This is a genomic window from Acetobacter thailandicus (assembly GCF_011516655.1).
Taxonomy (GTDB): Bacteria; Pseudomonadota; Alphaproteobacteria; order Acetobacterales; family Acetobacteraceae; genus Acetobacter; species Acetobacter thailandicus.
The window spans coordinates 249,717-273,073 of sequence record NZ_WOSV01000002.1 but is presented as its reverse complement, the minus strand read 5'-3'; the positions used below and the strand labels follow the sequence as shown (position 1 = coordinate 273,073).

The window sequence follows — 23,357 nt, the reverse complement described above, 5'->3', positions numbered from 1 at the left end:
GCCACAGCGGCTTGAAGTGAAACGAGATCAGGAGGCGTTATCGCGCTCCTCATTGCGTATCTCTGTGACCTGATTCTGAATTGTACGCAACAGCTCAGGTACACCCTGACGGGTTGCCGCTGAAATGAGCACAACAGAAGCGCCACTCGCTTTTTCTAAAGCGCGGCGGCGAGCCGAGGCCTCACGCGGGGTCATGGCATCATTTTTGTTGAGTGCAATAATCTCGGGTTTACTGGCCAGTCCCCCGCCATATTCTGTGAGTTCCCGGCGGATGGTGCGCCAGGTGTCAACGACATCACCTGCTGAACCATCGATCAGATGCAGCAGCACAGCGCAGCGTTCGACATGGCCGAGAAAGCGCGTGCCAAGGCCTGTGCCTTCATGTGCGCCTTCGATCAGGCCAGGGATATCAGCAATCACAAATTCTTCAGCGACTGAGAGACGAACAACACCAAGTTGCGGATGAAGCGTTGTGAAAGGATAGTCAGCAATTTTTGGGCGTGCTGCCGAGACAACAGAGAGGAAGGTCGATTTGCCAGCATTGGGCATGCCAACCAGGCCAACATCAGCAATCAGCTTCAGACGCAGCCAGACCCAGCGTTCTTCACCCGGCCAGCCTTTATCTGAGCGACGGGGAGAGCGGTTGGTGCTGCTTTTATAGTTCGCGTTACCAAAGCCACCATCGCCACCACGGCAGAGCATGATCCGTTTGCCGGGTTCGTCGAGGTCAGCCAGAAGGGTTTCGCGGTCATCATCAAAAATCTGAGTGCCAACAGGCACTTTAATAATGACGGGGGAGGCCGCCGCGCCGGTGCGGTCAGAGCCGGCACCGTTGCCGCCTTTGCGGGCTCTGAAATGCTGTGTGTAGCGAAAATCAATGAGCGTATTGAGGTTAGCGACAGCTTCAAAGAAAACGTCACCGCCGCGCCCGCCATTGCCACCGTCAGGCCCCCCGAATTCAACATATTTTTCACGACGGAAAGCCGTTACGCCATCACCGCCGTCGCCTGAGCGGACATAAATTTTTGCCTGGTCGAGAAATTTCATGGGGGTACCTTTGTGAGCAGCAGCTAAACGTAAAAAAGGCCGATCCTCACAGAACCGGCCTTTTGTTCTGCTTTGGCATAACCAGCCTGGGCAGAAAAAATTATACTTTACTCAGCTGCAGCTGGCAGTGCGTCAACAGAGACGTGTACACGGCCTTCTGAGCGGCGTTCAAAGCGAACACTGCCGTCAACCAGAGCAAAGAGTGTGTGGTCGCGACCAACACCGATATTAACGCCAGGCTTCATTTTTGTGCCGCGCTGACGCACGATGATGTTGCCTGCAACGACGCTTTCGCCACCGAATTTTTTAACGCCAAGACGACGTCCGGCGCTGTCGCGCCCGTTACGGGATGAACCACCCGCTTTCTTTTGTGCCATAACTCAGGTCCTCTTCTGGTCTTCTGCTTTAAACTGATACGCTCTTAAGGCGTAATTCAGGCAGCGTTGATTTCTTGAACACGCAGGATGGTAACCGGCTGACGATGACCATTTTTGCGGCGGCTGTTCTGCCGGCGGCGCTTCTTGAAGATGATGACCTTCTTGCGACGGTCCTGAGCGACAACTGTGGCAGTAACACGAGCACCGGCAACGAGTGGCGCACCGATGGTGGCAGAACCTTCGCCGCCAACTGCAAGAACTTCGTCAAATGTGACGGTTGCGCCGGCTTCGACTTCAAGTTTTTCAACTTTCAGGATCATGTCAGGTTCAACACGATACTGTTTGCCGCCGGTGCGAATAATTGCGAACATGATAACAGAGTCTCTCTTTCGGGTCTCTTAACCTCTCGCGGCGGGGTGCAGGCGAGAGCTGTGGAGGCTTTTTTTCGTGTGCCGCATGAGCGACATGCTTCCATCTTTGTGGAATGGTTGGGGTTTTACGGGGTGCAAAGGGCTTACGTCAACAAAAACTTGTTGTTCCCGGCCTTGTCGGGCTAAAAAACCGCAATTATAACCTCAGGCCTGAAGCGGAGAGGTGCCGGAGCGGCTGAACGGGGCGGTCTCGAAAACCGTTGTGCGAGTGATCGTACCGAGGGTTCGAATCCCTCCCTCTCCGCCATAGTGAGATTTTTTTAGCTGTATGTTACCACGCCCTGAAATATCAGGAACTACATCCCCGGCATGGGTTTGTGGTCTGACTATGAGCTGGCCTGTAAAAAAGATTAATGATCTTCGCTGTAAGGGCTGTTAACCGATCCTGCATCTGTTCCGTTCATTATGTCCGGCTGGTTCAGGCCCTGTTCCTGGCCATATGCACGGTAGCCTGGCCCTGCGCTGTAGCTGCGACCTGAACCCACACCTGTTCCGACAGACAGAGATCCGTGAATTTTACTGTCATGAGAAGACTGCTCTGTCGCATATTGGGAAGGAGATGAATCACTCATTGAGCGAAGAAACTCTGCTCGTGAGTTCTCCTGTGGCTGACCGGTGTGAGAGCAGGCTCCCAGCAGAGGCAATGTTGTCAGAATATAAAGTCTGTATCTCGTCATGTCGTGTCCGTCTCATGTCAGCATTCAGAGACCTGAGTATACACAGCTCTGCGGTAAAGTCTCAGGTACAGGCGCGCAGCCGGCAGCGTTAATGCCCGCCAGTTTTTGAAAAGACGTTCATGATAACGACACCAGCAATAATCAGCAGCATGCCGGCAATGGCAGGGATATCTAATTTTTGCCCCTGAAATATCCAGGCTACGGCACTGATTAAAACAATGCCAACCCCAGACCAGATTGCGTAAGCAACCCCTGTAGGAATAGTTTTGAGGGTATGAGACAGCGCGTACAACGCAAAACCGTAAAAAAAGACAGTAGCAAGGCCAGGGAGAAGCTTTGAGAACCCTTCAGATTGTTTTAGAAAAGTGGTTCCCAGGACCTCGGATATAATTGCACCTCCGAGATATAGATAAGAAATATTCACCTGTCCTCCGCGCAGCCTCTGCATTTACACGATGTTTGTTTCTTCATCGCATCTTCAGGCACAACTGTCACGTGAAGTGGCGTATAGCCTCAGTCATTCTTTGTTTCGCTGTTGCCTGTATGAGGCTGCTTTGCTCTTTGAGATGGGCCCGTCACCAGCGTATCATGCTCTGCTGCCTCTGCGATGACCAGGGCAGCAGATAATCGGGTGGGGGGTGATTAAACTTTGTCTCCTGGCCAGAGAGGGCCACGCTCTTTACGCACTTTTCTTACAGCAGCATCAAACATTTTTTGTGCAGCGCTCGAGCCGGCAATTAATCCTTCGGCATCCTGCGAGCAGCGACGACGGATTTCCTCGCTCAGTATCACGTTTTTCCCCGGTATCATGCCGGTGTGACACTGAATTTCAGCGGCGCGCTGAGCGACCCATAGCAGGAAGAAAGCGCGGGGAATGTCAGCACCGCCAACAGCAAGGCCGTGGTTGCGCAGCACCAGCACATGCTTTTTCCCCAGGCTTTCAAGCATACGCGGGCGTTCATCATCATAGAGTGTGATCCCTTCGAAGGCATGGTAACCAACGCGCTCAAAGAGCTGTGCACCATAAAAGTTATCGTGGCTGAAACCTTCTTCTTTCATCGCGACCGCACACACCGCATTTGTGTGCGTATGAATAATGCAGTGCACATCATCACGCGCAGCATGAATGGCGCCATGCAGGGCAAATCCTGCCGGGTTAGGGCGGGTCGGACCGTTTGTAATGACACGGCCGCCAGCATCGACCATCAGCAGATTATCTGGTGTGACTTCGTCATAATTTAAGCCAAATGTATTGACCAGGTAGCGGCGTTCTTCGCCCGGCAGACGCACTGAAATATGATTGAAGATCATTTCAGTCCATCCGAAATAATTGATCAGATGGTAACATTCAGCCAGCTGGATGCGCAGCTTTTCTTCTGTAGTGTGTTCCATATTTTTAGTCCTTATATGCTGCCGCAGCAGAAAGGTTTTGCTTTATGGCGGCCTTGCGTCTGGTCAGAGTGAGCACAGTTTCAGTCACAGGCATGGAAACATTGTAGTGTCGCGCAAGGAGGAGAATGGCGTCTCCCATAGCGGATAGTTCCAGCGGGCGGTTATGTCGGTAATCCTGCAACATAGAGGTAGGGTGCCTGCCGCCCTGCACGATTTTGCTCATCAGAGCCTCTGTCGGTGGCAGGTCTGAGAGGCCATAAGCCCGGCCAAGATTTTGCATTTCATTAAGGCTGCTGAGTGCCAGTTTTACAGCGTCAGGTGATGTTGTCAGTTCGTGCAGGCTGGCCTCAAACATAACCGAGAGCGGATTAGTTGAAACATTAAGGGATAATTTGGCCCACAGATCTCTCCTGATATCCTCACTTCTATGAAAAATACTGTTGTTTTCATGGAAAATATTCAGAATATCTTCAGCGCATCCACTGCCTTTTTCGACATCTCCAAGCGTAAAGTGCGGGATACCTGCCACCCTGATATGCCCCGGTGCTTCAACCTGAGCAAAAGTATAGGCTACGCATCCACATAATGTATTACGGCTGAGCTGGCTAAGTGTTCCCTCCGGGTCGAGTGCCGGTTGCAGGATTGCCTGTGTTTCAGGGTGTGCCATCCACCAGGGGAAGCCGTTTACAACTGGTATGATTTTTGTATGCGGGCCAATGGCATGTTTAACCGTGTCAAGCAGGCCAGAGAGCTGGTGATATTTTCCACACAGTATAATCAGATCCTGAATGGTGTCAGGGGCGCGGCTGTCGGCCTGAAGTCTGTGATGTGATGTAGTGTTTTCGTTTGAGCAGTATAACCCTTCATGACGTAACACGCGGAGGGTTTCTCCGCGTGCGACGACAGACAGGTCGAGTGTCAGCTCATTCAGATGTGCCGCCAGTAACCCGCCAATTCCCCCCATGCCGGCAATGCAGACACGAGGCGGAAATTGAGCTGGTCCTGAGAGCTTTTCTATCATGGGAAACCTGCCATTTTATCGAGATAAACAAAGAGTGTTGCACCAACTTCAAGAGCATCACGGGGATGTTTTGCAGTCATAGGCGCATAGTAGGTATTGGGGTTGATAGCGTATTGCAGGCTTGGTTCAATCGCAACATTAGGGAAGAGGAAAACGTGAGCATGGATATCAGCAACCAGGTGCGCGGCACTTGGTGCTTTACCATCACCACCGCTGGCTTTGTTAGCTTCAGCCAGAAACTGCGTCTCACGTGAGCCAAGCTTGGTCCAGTGCAGCTGAACACCGTAGGTATCAAGAGGATGTGATTTGAAAGGAGCCTGAACAAATGCACCAAGGTAGGCTTCTGCTTTAACAGGGGCGTAGCTTTGAAAATCTGTTCCTGCACCACCATAAATAGCAACAGCCATATTATGCGGGTCACGTGTGGTGCCATGGTCTGCACGCCAGATATACTGCTGCCCGGTGAAGAAAATACCTGACATGCCGCCGGTGTGCTGCGTTGCTTTCCAGCTGCCGCCTGATGCAGTCGTTGCGCGTGCTGTAGTGGTTGTCGCTGATGAATTATAATATCCCAGAAATTCATACATGGACGGGTAGGCTGTTTCGTCAAAGCCGCGTTTATACCCGATCTCACCAACGCCGGTAGCACCGGTTGCTGTATCTGTGTTCCAGTTCCAGCCGTTCTGATAATAGATGGTTTTGTTAACTTCGGTTGCTGCTGCCTGAAAGTACCATGATTTTGTGATGTGGTAGATCGCATGGCCTGACCATGTTGCGAACACAAAGGTGCTGATGCCAGCATCCTGTGACCAGACATCTTTAAAGCAGGTCAGGATCTGATTACAGTTCGGGATAAGGAAATAACGTGAGATGTTTGCACGGCCGGCTTCAATTTCGAGCTTGTCGCTGAAAAGCTTCTGATCGAGTGTCAGTTCACTCAGATAGTTGCCTCGGAAGAGGTGAGGGGGCTGATAGCCCAGGGTATTGTCACCAACCTGCTGCGACCAGTGCTTGTCATTATCACGAAGGAAGAAGAAATCCTCGCCAAAATGTATCTGAGCTCCTTTCCAGCCAATGAGCTTGTTAAGGTCGATGTTTGTTTCAACAACACCCAGGGCGTTTTGCAGGCGTGACCCCTGCTTAATGCCACCCTGAACGTTGCTGACAAAGTTATCGATCAGTAAAGCATGAAATGTAATACCGTAATCTTTAAGCGGCTTCAGAACATTATAAAAAAAGCCTTTTTTAACAGGGGTGCCGGCCATAGTTGAAACGGGCACTGAGGGTAAAATTTTAGGGCTGAGGTTATTAGGTGCAGCCAGAAAATCATTGCCGTTATTTGTATGCGTATGGCGCCCGATAACGTTAACCGGCTGACCCGACGCATCGACTGCAGGTAACTGATCAGCAGGGGTTAAGTTTACATGGCCTGCATCAGCTATTGTGTGTGTTGTTGAATGTGTATTGCCGGCAACAAGCATATGACGATGCAGGTGCGAGTTAGCGGAATGTGTATGCGTAACTGGCGGATTTGTACTGGCCATTGCGGGAAGTACGCCTGCAGCGCCTGAAATGACACTACAGGTGCAGAGTATCTTGATGATGCGCTGCATGATTTAAAAAACTCCGTCAGAAGAAGGGGCGGGAAGATGAGTGTTGAGAATGTTTTTATGTCGAAATGAATTAAAGGCGGGAGGGGTGTGGAGTGGATGAAAAAAGTATCATTTTCAAAGGCTCCGTTTTGTCGTGTGCCAGGCACTGGCTAAAAAACCGGCGAGAGTTTTTTTCATAAACAGTGAAGGCAAACGTATGTCAGGACAGAAGGGGTTGCTGTGAATCGTTTCGATTCCATTATAGAAGATGATTCTAGTGAAGTTTCAAATTAAAAAAAGAATATGTTTTTACTGAATAATTTTTTCTGTCATTTTTTTTTATATCGAATGTCGGGCAAAAAAAACGAGAAAATTTTGTTTTGAGAAATAAAAAACTCAGATTTTTTTTTATTCTGAAAAATGTTTTATAAAAACAAAAAAATTAATTAAATTAATAGGGTAGATAATTTTTTTATCCTTTTTTTATCTCATCATTAATGAAAATAGATTGACAAAAGGAGGTGGCTTCTGTTCTCATTTTGATATCGAAATTAACAGAGCAAGTGTAAGGAAAATTAAATTCCAGGCTCTCTTCTTCAAAGATAATTACGTGAAATATCAACTGTGATGGTGGTGTGAACCATGCTCTTTTGCAGGGCTTGTTCTGATGTCATGCCTGCACAGGTCACTATGTTATCAGCCCAGGAGATGACAGTCCTTACTTTGCTCTGATCTTATGTGACATGGAGACCCGGGATGAGCCGATTGCGGCAGGCGAATGCCATTACGTTATTTATGCTGGCTTATCTGTTGTCTTATATAGACAGGCAGATTCTTTCTTTGCTGATTGGTCCGATACAGGCGGATTTGCATCTGGGTGATACGCAGTTTGCCTGCCTTAATGGCCTGGCATTTTCTCTTCTGTATGCTGTCCTTGGTTTTCCGCTGGCCAGTCTGAGTGACCGCAAGCCTCGCCCGCCTATTATTGTGGCAGGCGTCATTCTGTGGAGCCTTGCAACAATGGCCTGTGGTCTTTGTAACGGTTTCTGGTCGCTTTTTACGTGTCGCGTGCTTGTCGGGCTGGGAGAGGCCGCTCTTGCCCCGGCTGTTTATTCCTATCTGGCTGATATTGTACCAAAAGAAAAACTGGCTGGTACACTCTCAGTTTTTTTTCTGGGGTCTTTTCTCGGTTCGGGCTGTGCGTTTCTGTTTGGTGGCAGCCTGCTAAGTGTTGCGCAGCATTATAACATGACCTCTCTTCATGCCTGGCAGGTGTGCTTTCTGGTTGTTGGTTTACCTGGTTTGTTTCTGGGGCTGATCATTGCGACAAGTGTGCGCGAGCCTGCTCAGCGTCGTGTTGCCGGGCCGCACGTACCTGCGGCACAGGCCATTGCTTTTTTCCGGCAACATAAAATGTTTTTCAGCCTGCATATGCTGGGTTATACCCTGCTGGCTGTGACATTGTTTTCTCTGTTTAGCTGGATGCCAGCACAGATGATGCGTATCCACCATATGAGCCACACAGAGCTTGGCCTGGTACTGGGCAGTATTGTTATTATCTGCGGCAGTGCAGGGGTATTTACCAGCGGGCGCTGCATTGACTATCTGACGCACCGTGGTGTGGTCTGTGCATCGCAGATTGTTGCTGTCACAGGCGCGTTCCTTGCGTGTGTACCTCTGGTTATCAGTGTTCTGACAACTGACCGTCATCTGGCGGTGCCATGTTTTGCACTGGCATTCTTTTTTGCTTCTTTCCCCATGCCACCATCAGCAACTGTGCTTCAGATTGTCGTGCCGGTGCCGATGCGGGCACGTTTCTCAGCCACTATGTTGTTTTGTAACGCGATAGGTGGGTTGTCAGGCGGGTCAATTCTTATCGGTATGCTTAATGACAGGGTGTTTCAGTCTCCGCTTGCCATTGGTTTGTCTATGGCAATTGTTGCCGGCACAGCCAGTGTTCTGGGTGGTGTTCTGTTGCTGCTATGCATGCCGTCATATCGCAGGCTTTATGGTGCGCAGCAGCACCATCAGCATGTTTACGACGCAGTAAGCACGGGAGTGAGAGAACAGACAGCCTGAAGAGGGTCTGTTAAAAATTAAAGAGTATATAGTGGCCTTTGTATTGCGGGTAATAATTTCACCTTAAATGCAGAGGCCATTTTTTAATAAAGATTGTTATATAGTTTACGGCAGATTTTGAGGAGAGTTTGTATCTCATCATCATTGCAGTCATGAAAAGCGCGTTCGAAAATGAGCGAGGCAACAGAGCGCACTCCCTCAAAGGCTTCACGTCCTTTACTGGTCAGGCGTACTTCCGTCACGCGGCCATCCTGCTCTGAGACAGATGTGCTCGTCAGGCCTTCATTTTCCATACGGTAGATCAGCTTGGTCGTTGTTGAGATGCGAAACACAGCCAGCTCGGCAATGCGGCTCATCGGGGCACATTCTTCTTCATGCAGAATGGCAAGCACACGCCAGCGCGACATATCCATCCCCACACGCTTGAGGTGTGTATCCATGCGGAGCTGATACAGCCCCACCAGTCGGGCCAGGTGGAAAAAAGGTGAGGAGTCAGCAGAAAACAGAGGGTCCTGGGGGTCAGCAGAGCGCCATGTCTTGCTGGTCTTTTTTCTGATCACTGCACGTCTCACTTTCCTTAATATTGCCTTCTCCCTAGCGTTTTTACCGGGGTGTGTGAAGTTATCTTATAGAAGTTTGCTGCGTGCAGCAGTCAGCCAGGGTGTTAAGGAGGGGTGCTGCGCAGCCTCCTTAACACTTATGATGGTGATTATGGCTGATATTACTGAGGTTTCTGGGAGAGTGAACGGCGAATTAAAAACTGCCGGATATCGTCGATATCCTGTGGGGTTAAGACTTTTGAAAAGCCCACCATGCCATAGTTTTCAAGTGCGCCACGGCCCACAACGGCATAAAAACCCTCTTTGCTGTCCAGCGTGCCTGATGAGCGCAGGTCAGGCAGTACGCCGCCGGCAACAGCATTGTCGCCGTGACAGGCCATGCAGAAATGCTGGTAAAGGTCATACCCTCTGGTTGCATGTGCAGGGTCAAATGTTGCCGTTGTGCGAATGGGTATCTGGCCGGTATGTGTCTCCTGGGGCAGAGTTTCTTTTCCGTCCAGGGCAAACACCAGCAGGCGGGAGTGGTTAACGCTTTTATTGGCATAGCGCGCCATGGCGCCACCCATCAGGGGGAATACACCACCCCAGCCTACTTCAACGGCAATATACTGACGGCCATTCACAGCGTAAGAGACCGGTGGCGCTACAATGCCACTATGAGCATCAAAGTGGTAGAGAGGTTTACCGGTGCGGGCGTCATATGCCTCAAACCCACCCGTAGCCAGCCCCTGAAACACCAGGTTACCTGCTGTTGCCAGTACACCACCGTTCCATGGTGTTGCATGTGGCACAGTAAAGGCAACTTTGCGGGCAACGGGGTCCCATGCCTCAAGCCAGCCTTTCAGGCCGCTGTCAACGGCATCGATAATCTTCTGGTCATCTGGCAGGCCAGCCATATCAATGCCGAGATTAACGCCCATTTTATGGAGCTTAAAGTTCTTCTCGGTGTGGAATGGTTCTGGCAGCTGCTGTGCCGGTATATAAACATAGCCGGTGTCAGGGCTATAAGCCATAGGAGCCCAGTTATGTCCTCCCAGCGAGCCGGGAATGCCCATCCATGTTTTGTCTGTGAGTGACCATAAAGCATCAGGCACAAAGTTAGGCCGGCCTGTTTTCGGGTCTACACCCTTCGCCCAGTTGAGGAATGTATAAGGTGTAGCAGAAATAAATTCACCTGTGGCGGCATCAAGCAGATAGAAAAAGCCGTTTTTAGGCGCCTGTGCCAGCACGTGACGTTTTTGCCCGTTAATAATCAGATCAAGAATCATCATGGGCTGTGAGGCTGTAAAGTCCCACTGGTCCATTGGTGTTTCCTGAAAATGCCATACATACTCACCAGTTTCTGGCCGAACGGCAACGATGCTTCCAAGGAAGAGGTTATCGCCTGTGCCGTTTGAACGTATGCTGTAGTTCCAGGGTGAGCCATTGCCAACACCCAGATAAACGAGGTCGGTCTCAGGGTCATAGACGATAGAATCCCATACGGTGCCACCACCGCCAGATTGCGTCCAGGCCCCGGTCGGGCTCCATGTTTTGTAAACTTTGTTGTGCAGCACGCTGTCTGATGCTGCACCATCTGGTTTGTTGCCAGGGGCCGGAACAGTGTAAAAACGCCATTTCAGCGCACCGGTTTTCGCATCAAAGCCAGAGACAAAGCCTCGCGCACCAAATTCTGAGCCGCCGTTGCCGATAATCACAACGCCTTTGGCTACGCGGGGTGCACCATCAATGGTGTAGGAGCGAATGCCACCCAGTGTGGCTTCTTCAGGTATGGTGTTGACGCTCCACAGCAGGGTGCCGGTTTTTGCATCCAGTGCCTGAAGGCGGCCGTCGTAAGTGCCAACAAAAACACGACCGTCAGAGTAAGCTGCTCCGCGGTTGACCGTATCACAGCACCCGCGCACGGCAATATTGCCAGGTACACGCGGGTCATAGCGCCATAAAACTTCGCCGGTATCAGCTTTAACAGCCTCTACCTTGCTCCAGTTAGTGGTGACATACATCACCCCGTCAATAACCAGGGGGGTGCCTTCCTGGCCCCGCAGGGTGTCAAAGTCCTGATACCAGGCCAGGCCAAGGCGGGAAATTGTTTCGGTATTAATCTGCTTCAGCGGGCTGAAACGTTGCTCAGTCGTTGTGCGGCCATGCATAGGCCAGTTTGCAGCAGCAGGCTCCGGAGTTTGTGCAGCCGCGGGGGCAGCTGCACTCAGAGCGATGGCGGCACCAAGCCCTGAAAGGCGGCGCCGGGCAGAAAAGGAGAGGGGGCGACGCATAGCGGAATAAACCTTTTCTGTTAGTGGCGGATGCAGATCGCCTTTGTTTCTGTAAAAGCATCGAGCCAGCCGGTCCCAAAATCTTTGCCAAGGCCAGAGTTTTTAACGCCGCCAAAAGGCATGTTGGGGTCGATCATAACGTGGCTGTTAACCCATACGGTGCCGGCCTGCATGCGAGGCGGCAGCTCCATTGCCTGTGCCAGGCTGCGGGTCCAGACACTGGCTGCAAGCCCAAACTCGCAGTCATTGGCTAAAGCCAGACCTTCTTCAGCGCTTTCAACGCGTGTAAGGGTCATGACAGGTCCGAACACTTCTTCTCGTGCAAGCCTGAGTGATGGGTCCGGGTTGAGGATCAGGGCCGGGCGTACATAAAAACCGCCATTTTGTGGTGGCTCCTGTCCCCATGCAATGTCAGCGCCTGCATTAACGGCATCCTGAATATAGCTGAGAACTTTTTGCTGGTGAGCCAGAGAAGCAACCGGATTAATCTGTGTTGTTTCATCCATGCCAGGGCCGGGTTTCATGCTGGCTAAAGCATTTTTCAGGCCTTCGGCAATGGTATCAAACAGAGGGCCTTCAATATATACGCGTGAGCAGGCGGCACAGACCTGCCCCTGGTTTATATAGCCTGCCATAGCAAGGCCTGAAATGACCTGTTCAGGGTCGGCATCAGCCAGCACCAGAGCCGGGTTTTTCCCTCCCAGTTCGAGAGAGAGGCGGGTCAGGCGATCCGCGCTGACAACGGCAATATGTTTGCCGACAGGAGTTGAGCCGGTAAAGCTGATTTTTGCAATTTGCGGATGACGGATAAGCGCATCCCCGGTTGTTGTGCCTGCACCGGTGACAACATTAAAAACTCCGTCTGGCACGCCGGCTTCAGTTGCCAGATGTGCCAGATAAAGGAGCGTCAGCGGAGTGGTGTCAGCAGGTTTGGCGACAACGCAGCAGCCGGCAGCCAGTGCCGGCAGGACTTTCCACACAGCGATTAACAGGGGGAAGTTCCATGGCACAATACCCGCGACAACGCCCACGGGCTCCTTGCGGGTCATGGCTGTATAACGTGCCCCGGGTGGGAGAGGTATGGAAACATCCAGTGTCTGACCGGTGATTTTAGTAGAAAGTCCGGCAACATAACGTATCCAGTTACACGCACCACCTGCTTCGAGAATGCGTGACAGAACGACAGACTGCCCTTGCTCAAGAGTTTCCAGCTGCGCCAGAATTTCTGCGTCGCGTTCGACCAGAGTTGCGAGTTTAAGGAGGGTGGCTTCACGTGCGCAGGGGGGCAGGTTGCGCCACACACCTGATGTGAATGCCTTGTGCGCTGAAGCAACAGCACGATCAACATCTTCTGCTGAAGCATTGGGAACGGAGCTGATTTGCTGGCCTGTAGCCGGGTTGAATACAGCAAGCGTGTCAGTGCTTTGCGCCGGTGTATAGCGGCCATCAATATAGAGCTGGTGTGTCTGCTCTATAAAAGTCTGGACGGCAGGCAAAATAGAAATTTCAGGCATGGCACGACCTTTATGATGATGGGGGTGGTCCGGTCGGGGGATGTATTATATCGAAACAGCAATGACATTAAGGGTGATAATTTTCATTTTCAAGAGAATGTTCATGTATAAAATTTTGTTTTTTACAGAAGGTGCAGGAAACTGCGCCGCAGAGTTTATTTTAATGTGGACGAAAGAACTTAAACTATTTTTTACAATTAAAAATAAAGGGTTTTTCTGAGTTTGATTCGTAAAAATGGTGATTAATCCGGCACTTTAAACGAAAAGATGTTCGCTAGAATCGATTCGATATCGATAGAAAAATTACTTGAAATGGATAGCAATATAACGTAGACAAAAATCAGAGGACACGGAGCAGTCTGTTCCGCAAGTCCATGGTGAACTGAGGGGCAGAACACCTGTTCCCGTGACTGATCGAGAATATACAGATGCTTAATAATTCTCCCCGGGCGGCAGAGGTATTTCTGGAAGGCGGTGTCCTTGAAGAGACGCTGGCGATCATCCGGAAAAATGCCCTCGATTATCGCGCCATGCGCCGTATTCCTCAGGATATTGTAAACAGATTTCGCACTATTGGTGTGTATCGTGCTCTGGTTTTAAAACAGTTTGGTGGCCTCGAGCTTGGTCCGGCTGATTTTCTTGGTCTGGTAGAGACAATAGCTGAAGCCGATGCCTCATGCGGCTGGGTGGCAAGCTTTGGTGTGTCAGCAACGTATCTTGCAGCTTTACCGCTTGAAACCCTGCATAAATTTTATGCCGACGGGCCGGATGTCGTGTTTGCCGGCGCTATCTTCCCGCCGCAAAAAGTGCAGGCTGGTGACGGTGGTTTTGTGGTGAGTGGTCGCTGGCCTTATGCCAGCGGGTGCACCGGAGCATCGATGATTGGTGTCGGTATCGCCGTAGAAGGTGAAAGCAGCGGGTTGCCCCGCACGGCTGTTATGCCAGCTTCTGCAGTAACGATTGATGAAACCTGGAACACAATTGGTCTGAGCGCAACAGGCAGCCATGATGTGGTCGTGGATAAAGTCTTTGTATCAGAAGAATGGACATTTACCCGCGGTGGTAAGCCCACTCTTGAAAGCCCGCTTTATGCTTACCCCTCTCTTGCTCTTGCAGCTCAGGTGCTGAGTGTGGTCGGGCTGGGTTGTGCCCGGCGTGCTCTTAACGAGGTTCTTATTATGGGAGAGCGTCGCTCTATCACCGGTGCGCCGGCTCTGGGTGACCGCCCTTATGTGCAGTTGCTGGTTGGGGAGGCTGAGGCAGAGCTGTCTGCCGCCCGTGCGCTTTTTTATGAGACAACCCATAACGTCTGGGCGCGCCTGAGTGCAGGAGAGAGTGCCACCGAAGCAGATGCAAATGCTGTGCGTCTGGCTGCAACTCATGCTGCCCAGGCTTCTTTCAGCGTGGCTCGTAAATGTTTCACAATCGGTGGGATTGCCGCTGTTCAGGCTGACCATATTCTGGGTCGCTGTCTGCAGGACTGCGCAGTCGTTGCACAGCATGCCTTTATGGCTTCCGGCAATTATGAAGCAGCCGGAAAAGTAGAACTTGGACGCGGGGGACGGCCCGGTTACCCCTGAGGCTTCCAGGGCCAGACACGTCGCAATATGCCTGACTATACAGAGTAAGGATGAAAAATATGACCATTCTTCCAGATCCCGCATCCCTGGTAAATGAAGACCGTGCGGATGGTTCAATTTATAATAATGCCGCTCTCTACGATATGGAGATGGACAGTATTTTTAAGCGTAACTGGATATGGGTTGCGCATCGCAGTGACCTGCCTGAACCAGGAAGTTTTATAACCACCTTCATCGGTCAGCATCCTGTTATTGTCTCACGCGACCGTAAGGGTGAGCTGCATGTGCTGCTGAACCGCTGCCGCCATCGCGGAGCAACGGTGTGTGAGCATAAAAGTGGCAAAACAGCCAGCTTTGTCTGCCCTTATCATGGCTGGGCTTATGGGCAGGATGGTGCTTTGCGTGCTGTGCCCCAGCCCAAAGGCTATGGTGAGAGCCTGGATAAGAGCAAACTGCCGCTCGTGTCTTTAAAGGTTGCAGAATATAACGGTATGATTTTTGCGACGTTTAACCAGGATATCATGCCGCTTGACGAATGGCTTGGCCCGGCAAAAATCTGGATCGACCTGTTTATGAAGCAGGGTGCAGGCTGGCCGGTTAAAACCATGGGTGAGCATAAATTTACTTTCCCTGGTAACTGGAAAATTCAGCTCGAAAACACGACCGACGCTTATCATTTTCCGATTGTTCATAAATCATTCCTTGATTCCGTTGATAACGAAACACAGAACATCTTCGACTTTGTTGAAGGCGATGGTTTTGTTGAAGATCTGGGTAATGGTCACTCTGTGATGGTCATGATCCCTGAGCTGATTGACCTTGAAGAAAATCTTGATGCGCCTGTTCCGGAGCGTTTTCAGGAGCTGGCAGATGCTCTTTCTAAAGACTATCCGCCTGAGAAAGTAAGGCAGATCGTAAGAGCTGTTGGTGGTTCAGGCTTTAACCTTAACCTCTATCCTAATGTCGCCTGCTCAATGGCTTTTTTCCGTGTGCTGCGTCCGCTTGCTGTTGATCAGACAGAAATACGTCATATCGCGATTGGTATGGATGGCGGGCCTGATATTGCTAACGAAGTACGTCTGCGCCTGCATGAGCATTTCCAGGGGCCGATGGGCTTTGGTACGCCTGATGATTCTGAAGCCTGGGACCGTGTGCAGCGTGGTGCTCTGGCCGGTTATAACATCGACATTCTGCTTAACCGTGGTCTTGGCCATGAAGCAAAGCGTGAAAGCGGTAACCTGTTCAGTGATGTCACTGCTGAAACCGGCATGCGCGCTGCCTACAAGCAGTGGCTGGTTGACCTGACCTGTGAAACTGCTGCTGAGGAGGCTGCACAATGAGCATTACTCTCAACGATGCAATTGAGTTCATTACTCTTGAGGCCGACCTGCTTGACTATGGTCAGTTTAAAGAGTGGCTGTCTCTCTACACGCCTGAAGGTCTCTATATTGTTCCGATTGATCCGGATGCAACGGATTATGAAAAAACACTAAACTATGCATATGATAATGCAGAAATGCGTCAGAACCGTGTGACGCGTTTGCTGGGTGGGCGTGCTATTTCAGCCATGCCACCGGCACGCACGGTGCGCATGCACGGGCGTTATCGCATGCTTGAGGCTGATGAGACAAAATGTGTTGTGCGCTGCGCACAGATGCTCACAGAGCTGCGTCAGGGGCGTGAGCGCTATTACTCAGCTAATGTGACCTTCCATCTGGTGAAAACTGATGCTGGTCTCAAAATTGATCGTAAAATCGTCAGCCTCCTGACATCGACTGAAGCTCTGACCGCTGTGAGCTACATCCTTTGATGCCCGTCGCTCTTATCACCGGTGGTGGTAAGGGGCTGGGTGCCTGCATTGCGCGGCACCTGGTCTCTGAAGGGTATAAGGTTGTTATTGCTGATATTGATGGAGCTCAGGCCCAGGAAACAGCTGACGAGATTGGCGATCAGGCGATAGCCATTACGCTTGATGTTTCATCTGAGTCTGCGGTTGAAGAGGCTCTCGATGTCGTTGAGCAGCGTTGTGGTCTGCCCTGGCTGCTGGTCAATAATGCAGCCATTATGAAAGCAGAAAAACTGCTCGAAATTAGCATGGGCAGCTTTGACAGCATTGTTTCGGTTAATCTCCGCGGCACATTTCTGGTTAGTCAGCGTTTTGCGCGACGTCTGCGTGCTGCTGATAAAAGCGGCCGCATTGTCAACATCGGCTCTCTTGCCGGGCAGAACGGTGGCACAGCAACAGGGGCACATTATGCCGCATCAAAGGGAGCGGTGCATACACTGACAAAAGTGTTTGCCCGTGACCTGGCACCACACGGTATTACCGTTAATGCTATAGCCCCTGGCCCGCTTGACCTGCCGTCAGTTGCTGAAACAATCGGGGCAGAAAACGCAAAACGAGCCTTTGCCAGCCTGCCCACAGGTGAACCCGGACGGCCGGAAACCGTGGCGCGAATGGTGGCTGAAATGGCCCGTCCTGATGCCGGGGCAATGACCGGCTCTATTATCGACATTAACAGCGGACTTTATATGCGATGACAGACAGACAGGTTCCGCAGTCTTTTGCGGTTAAAGTGAACAGTGTTGAACAGCTTGGTGACGTACTGTCGTTTTCCGTAAGTATGCCCGATGCTTCGCCCATGCCGGAGTGGGAGGCAGGAGCGCATGTGGACCTGTTTCTCGGCGATGATATTGTGCGTCAGTACTCTCTGTGCGGCAATCCGGCAGACCGTTCGTGCTATCGTCTGGCAGTTTTGCTCGAACCGGCTTCACGGGGCGGGTCACGTGCGGTGCACGCTACTGTAAAGCCCGGTGCGACGCTGACGATTGGTGCACCACGTAATCTTTTCCCGCTGGCAAAAGATGGCACACATGCTGTGCTGGTGGGTGGCGGTATTGGTATTACGCCTCTCATTGCGATGGCTTACGAGCTTTATGACCGAGGCACATCATTTGCACTGCATTATGCAGCACGCAGTCCGGTTTTTGCACCTTTTCTGGCTTCGTTACCGTTTGCTGATTCAGTTGTTGTTCATGACTGCAGCCAGCCTGAGAATGCGTTATTCTCTCCGGGTGAGGTACTCGGTGGTGTCGCTGATAAAACCCGGACGCATGTTTACACCTGTGGTCCGGCTGGTCTGATGGATGCCGTTTTTACAGCAGGCGAAACACTGGGTTATGCCGGATCGAACCTGCACCGTGAGGCCTTTTCTGCTGAGCCTGTTACGGGTGGTGAAGGCTTTGAGGTTCTTGCTGCTAAATCAGGCGTGAGGGTTGAGGTTAAACCTGATGAAACCATCATTAACGCTCTGAAAAGAGTGGGCGTTAAAGTTAACGTCAGCTGTGAGCAGGGTATCTGTGGCAGTTGTGTCGTCAGCGTGCTGGAAGGTGAGCCTGAGCACCGTGACGAATATCTGACAGATGATGAACGTAGTGATCAGATTGCTCTGTGCTGTTCACGTTCGCGCTCACCCCTTCTTGTGGTTGATGCCTGAAATATAAAATGCACATCTGTAGTTGTATCTTTGGGAAAGGAATACACTATCATGACTTCGGTTACATCTGACGCATTTCGTAGTGCTATGTCTCATTTTGCAACCGGTGTTGCCGTGATTACCGCGCGTGGCACTGAGGGCGAGTGTGGTGCCACTATCAGCGCGTTTAGTTCAGTTTCACTCGATCCGCTGACTTTGCTGATCTGCCTGCATCATAAAAGTGCGACCTGTCGTGCGATTGAAGAAACCGGGAAATTCGGCATCAGTATTCTGAGAAGCGATCAGAAAGACATGGCCATGCATTTTGCCGGCCGGTCAGAGGGTAAGTCCTTCGATCAGTATTGTGTCAGAGATGAGAACGGGCATTTCTTTGTCAAAGACGCTCTGGTGCAGATAAGCGTAAGTGTCGTTGAAACCCTGCGTGGTGGCACGCATGAAATCTTTCTGGCGCGGCCTGAAAGCATAGAATTTCATCAGGATCAGAGCAGCCAGCCTCTCGTTTACTTCCGGGGTGCTTTCGACCTCGCTGCATAAGCCTTCACTCCTTTATTACCCATCAGGAAGACACAGATTATGACACAGCCACAGGTGACATCGCAGGATCATGCTGCGGCTCTTATCAGGCGTCTTGAAGCATGCGAGCCTGATGTGAAAGCTTTTACGACTTATGATCCGGTGCGTATTCGCTCTGATGCAGCGACAGCAAAAACCGGTCCGCTGACAGGGGTCAGCGTCGGAGTAAAAGATATCATTGATATGGCTGGTTATGTGACTGGTCATGGCTCTGCTATTTATGAAGGGAATTATGCGCGGGCAGATGCAGCCTGTGTCACACAGCTGCGTAATGCCGGGGCACTTTGTGCCGGTAAAACAGTAACAACAGAGTTCGCGTTTTTCCGCCCTGGTGCCACAGTTAATCCTTATGGTCCGGCACATACGCCTGGCGGCTCTTCAACAGGTTCAGCCGCTGCGGTCGCTGCTGGTATTGTTGACATTGGTCTGGCCTCGCAGACAGCGGCTTCCCTGACACGTCCCGCCTCATATTGTGGTATTGTCGGCTTTAAACCCAGCTATGGTCGTTATGCCGCTGCAGGTGTCAAAAGTCTGGCACCATCATTTGACACGCTAGGCACTGTGACGCGCGATGTTGCAACGGCTGCTCTTGCAGATGCGGTGTTAAAAGGGCCGGTTGCTGCACCTGTTACACTTGCTGCGACGAAGCCTGAGCGTGTGCTGCTGTGTCGCACACCGCACTGGGATGAAGCTGATGAGAGTACGCATAATGCGGTAGAAAAAGCAGCCGTTCTTATGGGGGCTCATGTCCCTGTGACTGAGCTGGATATGCGAGTATTTTCTGATGCTGCGGCTTTGCACATTACGATTATGAGTTATGAGGCCTCACAGGCTCTTGCCTGGGAATATACACATAAGCGCGACATGCTCAGCCAGCAGATTACAGGCCTGCTCGAAGCCGGACAAAAGATTTCCTACGCAACATACCGTGCCGCACTGGAAAAAGCGCAGGCTCTTCGCGAGGCTATAGCAGCTTTTGCAACACCCGGCACTGTCATGCTGGCTCCCGCTGCACCGGGGGAGGCACCTTTGCTGACTGAAGGCACAGGCAGCCCGATTTTCAGCAGGTTATGGACATTGCTGCGCCTGCCAACACTCACACTGCCTGGTCTGACGGGTAAAAATGGTCTGCCGGTGGGTGTGCAGCTGCTCGCAGGCTTTGGTGCGGATGAAGAGCTGCTGAACTACTCCGCCTGGGCGGAAACAGTTCTGCCTTCACTGCCTGCGCCTGTCCTTTGCTTCAATAAAGGGAATGTATAACGATGACGGTTAATGAGGCAGATTTCACAACACGTCTCAGCGCGCTTGAGCGACGTATTGAGGTGCTTGAAGCTGAAGCTGACATTCGTCGTATTCAGGCGCGCTATATGTTCCTGTGTGACACGCCATGCCCTGAATATGGGGTGACAGATGATGCCATGCGTATTGACCTGATTATGGATCTCTACACAGAGGATGCAATCTGGGAAGGTGTTGGTGAGTATTACGATAACCAGTTTGGCCGCGCTGTTGGTAAGGAAGCAATTCGTAACCACTTCAACGGGTTCTGGGGGCAGAAGCGCGATCCGGCTCTGTTGCTGAACGCGCATTATCTGACGTCTGAGCAGATTCATGTAAAGGGCGATGAAGCAGATGGGCAGTGGATTCATTGCCAGCCCTGGGTTTTTTCTGACGGGTCGTCACTGCTGCGCTCAAGCCGGCTGAACAACCTGTTTCGTAAAGTTGATGGTGTATGGAAAATTGCCCGTACCCGTACAGAAAACGTCTTTGTTGCCCCGCTTCAAAATGGCTGGGTTGAAAGTATGCCGACTTACTCTGTGCTGATGAAAGAGTAAGTCATTTTAAGATTACAAAGAAGAAGAGAGACCTATGGATCTGAAAGTTGCGGCACATAAAGAAATCGTTGATCTGCATGTTTTATTGCAGAGCTGGTTTCGCGGGGAGGGTGAGGCCAGCCCTCAGCTTATTCTGAACCACTTTACACCAGATTATGCTATGCTTGGAGCTGCAGGCCGGCCGGTTGCGCGCGAGACTTTCGCTGAAGTTTTGCCGAAGCTTTTTGGTTCACGCCCTGGTCTGGTAATGGAAATTGAGGATGTTGTTGTCAGAGCTTCATTTTCTGATGGGTATTTTGTAACCTATAAAGAAATTCAGACACAGAATGGTAAGCGCGATGAGCGTGGATCAGCTGTTATGTTCCGTAAAGGTACAGCAGAGCAGCCCTTGCTATGGCAGTATCTGCAGGAAACATTCTTTGCGATTTGAAGTTTTCTGTCATATGTAGTGTGTTACAAAAAGCGGGGCCTTCAGGTTCCGCTTTTTTATGTGTGCCCTGATTTGCCTTGTTGATCACAACATATTACAATCATGAAAAATATTGTGATCGGCTTTGAATTTTTGGCTTATAAAGTTAATTATTTACAATCATTAATGCGTGGTAGCCATAAATATCGCACTCACACCCAGATAAATAAAAGATGAAAAGCATTATTTTATAAAACTATGAATTATTTTTTTTGTTAATATAAACTATAATCTTACTTTCTATATAACAAGGAAGATTATTTATCTTATTTTAAACAGGTCGAAATAACATATTATATTTTTTATTGTGGTACGCACTTTGTCGCAGTGAAGGTGTAGATCAGGTGCATCATGATAAAATACTGGCCGGGGGTTGACCTGGTTTTTCTGCGCTTTAAAAGGCAGCACGGTTTTCTGGTTTTAAGAAGATATGTATATTCAAATTCCCAAAATAGTTAATGAGTGGCTGGTAGAGTTTTTTTCTATTACTCTCCTGATACTCGGAGTTCCCCTTGCCTGTGCCGGGGTATATTTTATCGTTTGTGGTGAATCATTTTACTGTTTTTTTATGGGCGTAGGTTTTACAGCGTCGGGTTATCTGGTTGCCCGCCGTTTGCCTGAAGGTGTGTGGGTTTATCTGTTTACATGGGCTGCAGCCTGCTGCTGGGCCCTGTGGGGTGCCAGAGCTGATATATCTGAAGCGCTGCCCTGGCTTGTTGTGCCCGGTATATTTGTTGTTCCGGCTGTTATGCTCCTGCCGACTCTTTACCGCATCAGAAGAGAGAAAAACTTACGTAAATAGCATTTTTTAGATTTAAACTGCTCTTTTCGTGCTATTGAGAAATTACAATAGTATTTTCTGTGAGTGTATATGCGCGGGACAGTTCTTACATATGATTCTGTGAGTGGAGACGGCCTCATTAGTGGTAATAATGAGCAGCGTTACCATTTTGGGTCTGCTGACGTGCATTCTGATACCTCATTTCTCATTCCTGGCGCCGGGGTTGATTTTGAAGTGAAGGGAGAGGTCGCTACGTCTGTATTTGTCCTGCCCGTTCTTGTTAATTTTCCACAGAGAGAACCCTCATCTCAGGGGGCGCCCATTACTCAGGGCCGAAACCGTGTCGTGGCCAGTGTTCTTGCACTGCTGTTTGGTGTGCTGGGTATTCATAAATTTTATCTGGGCTACAAAAAAGCAGGCTTCATTATGCTGCTGGTCAGCATTGTAGGCGTTACTTTTCTCGGTCTTCCGGGCGTTGTGATCTACGCGGTCGCTTTTTTTGAAGCTATTATTTATATCTGTAAAACAGATGAGGAGTTTTACGACACCTATGTCGCGCAGGAGCGTGACTGGTTTTAACTCCCTGTCGTTCAGATCTGAACAATCGTAGAAAAACTGAAAGTCTCGCCCTCGGGGTTGGCACCAAGCCTTAAGTGGGTGGGGGATATCATGCTGTAAGGTGGCACGGGCAGATTGTATGGAGCCGGCGCATTTTTAAAAGCTCTGCCGGCGAGGTCGAAATGTGAGCCATGGCAGGGGCATACATAATGCCCCTTATTTTGCTCCGGGTTGTCACCGACAGGTGGACTATACGAAGGCACACACCCCAGATGCGTGCATATGCCAACGTAAACACCATATTCAGGGCTGAGTGACCGGTGCCAGTTGCGGGCATAGGCTGGTTGCTGCTGAACCTGAGAGTCAGGGTCGCGCAGCTGTTCTCTGAGAGTTTTCTCCTGCAGGGTGATGAGGTCGTCGCGGGTGCGGTGTATAATAAACACCGGCTTATTCTCCCATGTCGTGACGAGCTGCTCCCCTGGTGTCAGGTGCGACAGGTCAAGGTCCACAGGCATATGCTCTGAAAAGCTCTCCGGAGGGAGAAGCCCCTGGAGAAAGGGGATAGCACAGGCTGCGGCACCTGTTACGGCACCTGCTATTGCGGTCATTTCAAGAAAATCACGCCGGCAGGGGTTTTGTGTGTCGTCCTGCTTATCCTGAGTGTCAGGAGATGAGGGGGGATGTGTCGGCATGGTGTTTCAGTTTCTGTGCATAGAAGGTCATTATAGTTTTCATGCAATGTTATCTGATGCAAGGGGAGACGATATGAATTATCGGGATTTTCTTATTCCGGTTTGGGAATGACAGCCATAAGAATATCTTATTTTATCCGCTTTTACCGTGTCATGCTCTTGCAACCTGCGAAAAATATACCCATTGTAAAAATACATTCGCTGGAACATTCAGTGAGTGTGACGTTCTCGGGGTGAGGTGAAAATCCCAACCGGCGGTAAGTGGTTCGTCCACAAGCCCGCGAGCGCCTGCCTCTGGCAGGGTCAGCAGATACCGGTGTAATTCCGGAGCCGACGGTTAAAGTCCGGATGAGAGAGAACGAGGAAACTGGTGTCCTTTCTGCTGTTGTGGCGGAGAGGCGCGGTGTCT

The 23,357-nt window shown here is 50.6% G+C and carries 24 protein-coding genes, 1 tRNA gene and 1 riboswitch; of the genes, 13 read left to right on the top strand and 12 right to left on the bottom strand.

What is annotated here, in order from left to right; translation table 11 throughout:
* Nucleotides 1-27: 27 nt before the first annotated feature.
* The 3 genes from obgE to rplU form a co-directional block, all read right to left on the bottom strand.
* Nucleotides 28-1,047, bottom strand: coding sequence for a GTPase ObgE (gene obgE, locus GOB58_RS03915; RefSeq protein ID WP_086554573.1), 1,020 nt, complete (start codon nucleotides 1,045-1,047; stop codon nucleotides 28-30).
* A 107-nt stretch (nucleotides 1,048-1,154) separates the two neighbouring features.
* The gene (rpmA, locus tag GOB58_RS03910; RefSeq protein WP_086554574.1) at nucleotides 1,155-1,424 is read right to left on the bottom strand and encodes a 50S ribosomal protein L27; all 270 of its coding nucleotides are present in this window, start codon (nucleotides 1,422-1,424) and stop codon (nucleotides 1,155-1,157) included.
* Nucleotides 1,425-1,480: 56 nt separating this feature from the next.
* Entirely contained in the window at nucleotides 1,481-1,795 is a 315-nt protein-coding gene (rplU, locus tag GOB58_RS03905; RefSeq protein WP_086554575.1) for a 50S ribosomal protein L21, read from the bottom strand.
* Between the two features lie 217 nt (nucleotides 1,796-2,012).
* On the opposite strand from rplU, the gene GOB58_RS03900 reads away from it, so the two are divergent.
* Nucleotides 2,013-2,102: transfer RNA gene (locus GOB58_RS03900), tRNA-Ser, on the top strand.
* Between the two features lie 103 nt (nucleotides 2,103-2,205).
* On the opposite strand, the gene GOB58_RS03895 is transcribed toward GOB58_RS03900, so the two are convergent.
* From GOB58_RS03895 to GOB58_RS03875, 5 genes are all read right to left on the bottom strand, one after another.
* Nucleotides 2,206-2,532, bottom strand: a complete 327-nt coding sequence (locus tag GOB58_RS03895) for a hypothetical protein (protein ID WP_173559408.1) — start codon at nucleotides 2,530-2,532, stop codon at nucleotides 2,206-2,208.
* Nucleotides 2,533-2,620: 88 nt separating this feature from the next.
* Nucleotides 2,621-2,950: an SMR family transporter gene (locus GOB58_RS03890; RefSeq protein ID WP_233127582.1), complete on the bottom strand. Its 330-nt coding sequence runs from the start codon at nucleotides 2,948-2,950 to the stop codon at nucleotides 2,621-2,623.
* 224 nt (nucleotides 2,951-3,174) lie between these two features.
* Nucleotides 3,175-3,924, bottom strand: a complete 750-nt coding sequence (locus tag GOB58_RS03885; protein WP_086554578.1) for a class II aldolase/adducin family protein — start codon at nucleotides 3,922-3,924, stop codon at nucleotides 3,175-3,177.
* Nucleotides 3,925-3,928: 4 nt separating this feature from the next.
* Nucleotides 3,929-4,945 (bottom strand): ketopantoate reductase family protein, encoded by a 1,017-nt coding sequence (locus tag GOB58_RS03880; RefSeq protein WP_173559406.1) that lies wholly within the window; start codon nucleotides 4,943-4,945, stop codon nucleotides 3,929-3,931.
* Entirely contained in the window at nucleotides 4,942-6,558 is a 1,617-nt protein-coding gene (locus tag GOB58_RS03875; protein WP_173559405.1) for a carbohydrate porin, read from the bottom strand. Before GOB58_RS03875 ends, GOB58_RS03880 begins: the two co-directional genes overlap by 4 nt.
* Nucleotides 6,559-7,293: 735 nt before the next feature.
* Here GOB58_RS03875 and GOB58_RS03870 point away from each other — a divergent pair.
* Nucleotides 7,294-8,616 carry an MFS transporter gene (locus GOB58_RS03870; protein ID WP_173559404.1) on the top strand — a complete coding sequence of 441 codons (1,323 nt, stop codon included), beginning with the start codon at nucleotides 7,294-7,296 and terminating at the stop codon, nucleotides 8,614-8,616.
* An 83-nt stretch (nucleotides 8,617-8,699) separates the two neighbouring features.
* On the opposite strand, the gene GOB58_RS03865 is transcribed toward GOB58_RS03870, so the two are convergent.
* The 3 genes from GOB58_RS03865 to GOB58_RS03855 form a co-directional block, all read right to left on the bottom strand.
* Entirely contained in the window at nucleotides 8,700-9,176 is a 477-nt protein-coding gene (locus GOB58_RS03865) for a MarR family winged helix-turn-helix transcriptional regulator (RefSeq protein WP_265792354.1), read from the bottom strand.
* 161 nt (nucleotides 9,177-9,337) lie between these two features.
* A complete protein-coding gene (locus GOB58_RS03860; protein ID WP_173559402.1) occupies nucleotides 9,338-11,449 on the bottom strand; it encodes a PQQ-dependent dehydrogenase, methanol/ethanol family in 2,112 nt (703 codons plus the stop codon).
* 20 nt (nucleotides 11,450-11,469) lie between these two features.
* Complete coding sequence (locus tag GOB58_RS03855) at nucleotides 11,470-12,963, bottom strand: aldehyde dehydrogenase family protein (protein ID WP_173559401.1); 1,494 nt, start codon at nucleotides 12,961-12,963, stop codon at nucleotides 11,470-11,472.
* A gap of 428 nt (nucleotides 12,964-13,391) precedes the next feature.
* Between GOB58_RS03855 and GOB58_RS03850 the strand changes: the two genes are divergently transcribed.
* The 11 genes from GOB58_RS03850 to GOB58_RS03800 all read left to right on the top strand — a co-directional run bounded on the left by GOB58_RS03850 (nucleotide 13,392) and on the right by GOB58_RS03800 (nucleotide 22,277).
* A complete protein-coding gene (locus GOB58_RS03850) occupies nucleotides 13,392-14,543 on the top strand; it encodes an acyl-CoA dehydrogenase family protein (protein WP_086554585.1) in 1,152 nt (383 codons plus the stop codon).
* A gap of 59 nt (nucleotides 14,544-14,602) precedes the next feature.
* Complete coding sequence (locus GOB58_RS03845) at nucleotides 14,603-15,883, top strand: aromatic ring-hydroxylating oxygenase subunit alpha (RefSeq protein WP_173559400.1); 1,281 nt, start codon at nucleotides 14,603-14,605, stop codon at nucleotides 15,881-15,883.
* Complete coding sequence (locus GOB58_RS03840) at nucleotides 15,880-16,353, top strand: aromatic-ring-hydroxylating dioxygenase subunit beta (protein WP_086554586.1); 474 nt, start codon at nucleotides 15,880-15,882, stop codon at nucleotides 16,351-16,353. The genes GOB58_RS03845 and GOB58_RS03840 overlap by 4 nt, the downstream gene beginning before the upstream one ends.
* Nucleotides 16,353-17,084: an SDR family NAD(P)-dependent oxidoreductase gene (locus tag GOB58_RS03835; RefSeq protein WP_173559399.1), complete on the top strand. Its 732-nt coding sequence runs from the start codon at nucleotides 16,353-16,355 to the stop codon at nucleotides 17,082-17,084. The genes GOB58_RS03840 and GOB58_RS03835 overlap by 1 nt, the downstream gene beginning before the upstream one ends.
* Entirely contained in the window at nucleotides 17,081-18,040 is a 960-nt protein-coding gene (locus tag GOB58_RS03830; RefSeq protein WP_173559398.1) for a PDR/VanB family oxidoreductase, read from the top strand. The genes GOB58_RS03835 and GOB58_RS03830 overlap by 4 nt, the downstream gene beginning before the upstream one ends.
* A 51-nt stretch (nucleotides 18,041-18,091) precedes the next feature.
* Nucleotides 18,092-18,574 carry a flavin reductase family protein gene (locus tag GOB58_RS03825; protein WP_086554589.1) on the top strand — a complete coding sequence of 161 codons (483 nt, stop codon included), beginning with the start codon at nucleotides 18,092-18,094 and terminating at the stop codon, nucleotides 18,572-18,574.
* Between the two features lie 39 nt (nucleotides 18,575-18,613).
* A complete protein-coding gene (locus GOB58_RS03820; protein WP_173559397.1) occupies nucleotides 18,614-19,873 on the top strand; it encodes an amidase in 1,260 nt (419 codons plus the stop codon).
* A 2-nt stretch (nucleotides 19,874-19,875) separates the two neighbouring features.
* The gene (locus tag GOB58_RS03815; protein ID WP_086554591.1) at nucleotides 19,876-20,448 is read left to right on the top strand and encodes a nuclear transport factor 2 family protein; all 573 of its coding nucleotides are present in this window, start codon (nucleotides 19,876-19,878) and stop codon (nucleotides 20,446-20,448) included.
* Between the two features lie 34 nt (nucleotides 20,449-20,482).
* Nucleotides 20,483-20,878: a hypothetical protein gene (locus GOB58_RS03810; RefSeq protein WP_086554592.1), complete on the top strand. Its 396-nt coding sequence runs from the start codon at nucleotides 20,483-20,485 to the stop codon at nucleotides 20,876-20,878.
* Nucleotides 20,879-21,347: 469 nt separating this feature from the next.
* Complete coding sequence (locus GOB58_RS03805; protein ID WP_173559396.1) at nucleotides 21,348-21,719, top strand: hypothetical protein; 372 nt, start codon at nucleotides 21,348-21,350, stop codon at nucleotides 21,717-21,719.
* A 69-nt stretch (nucleotides 21,720-21,788) separates the two neighbouring features.
* A complete protein-coding gene (locus tag GOB58_RS03800; protein WP_173559395.1) occupies nucleotides 21,789-22,277 on the top strand; it encodes a TM2 domain-containing protein in 489 nt (162 codons plus the stop codon).
* A gap of 11 nt (nucleotides 22,278-22,288) precedes the next feature.
* Here the strand turns inward: GOB58_RS03800 and petA are convergent, their stop codons facing one another.
* A complete protein-coding gene (petA, locus tag GOB58_RS03795) occupies nucleotides 22,289-22,948 on the bottom strand; it encodes a ubiquinol-cytochrome c reductase iron-sulfur subunit (protein ID WP_173559394.1) in 660 nt (219 codons plus the stop codon).
* A gap of 220 nt (nucleotides 22,949-23,168) precedes the next feature.
* Nucleotides 23,169-23,312, top strand: a riboswitch (FMN riboswitch).
* The last annotated feature ends 45 nt before the right edge of the window (nucleotides 23,313-23,357 follow it).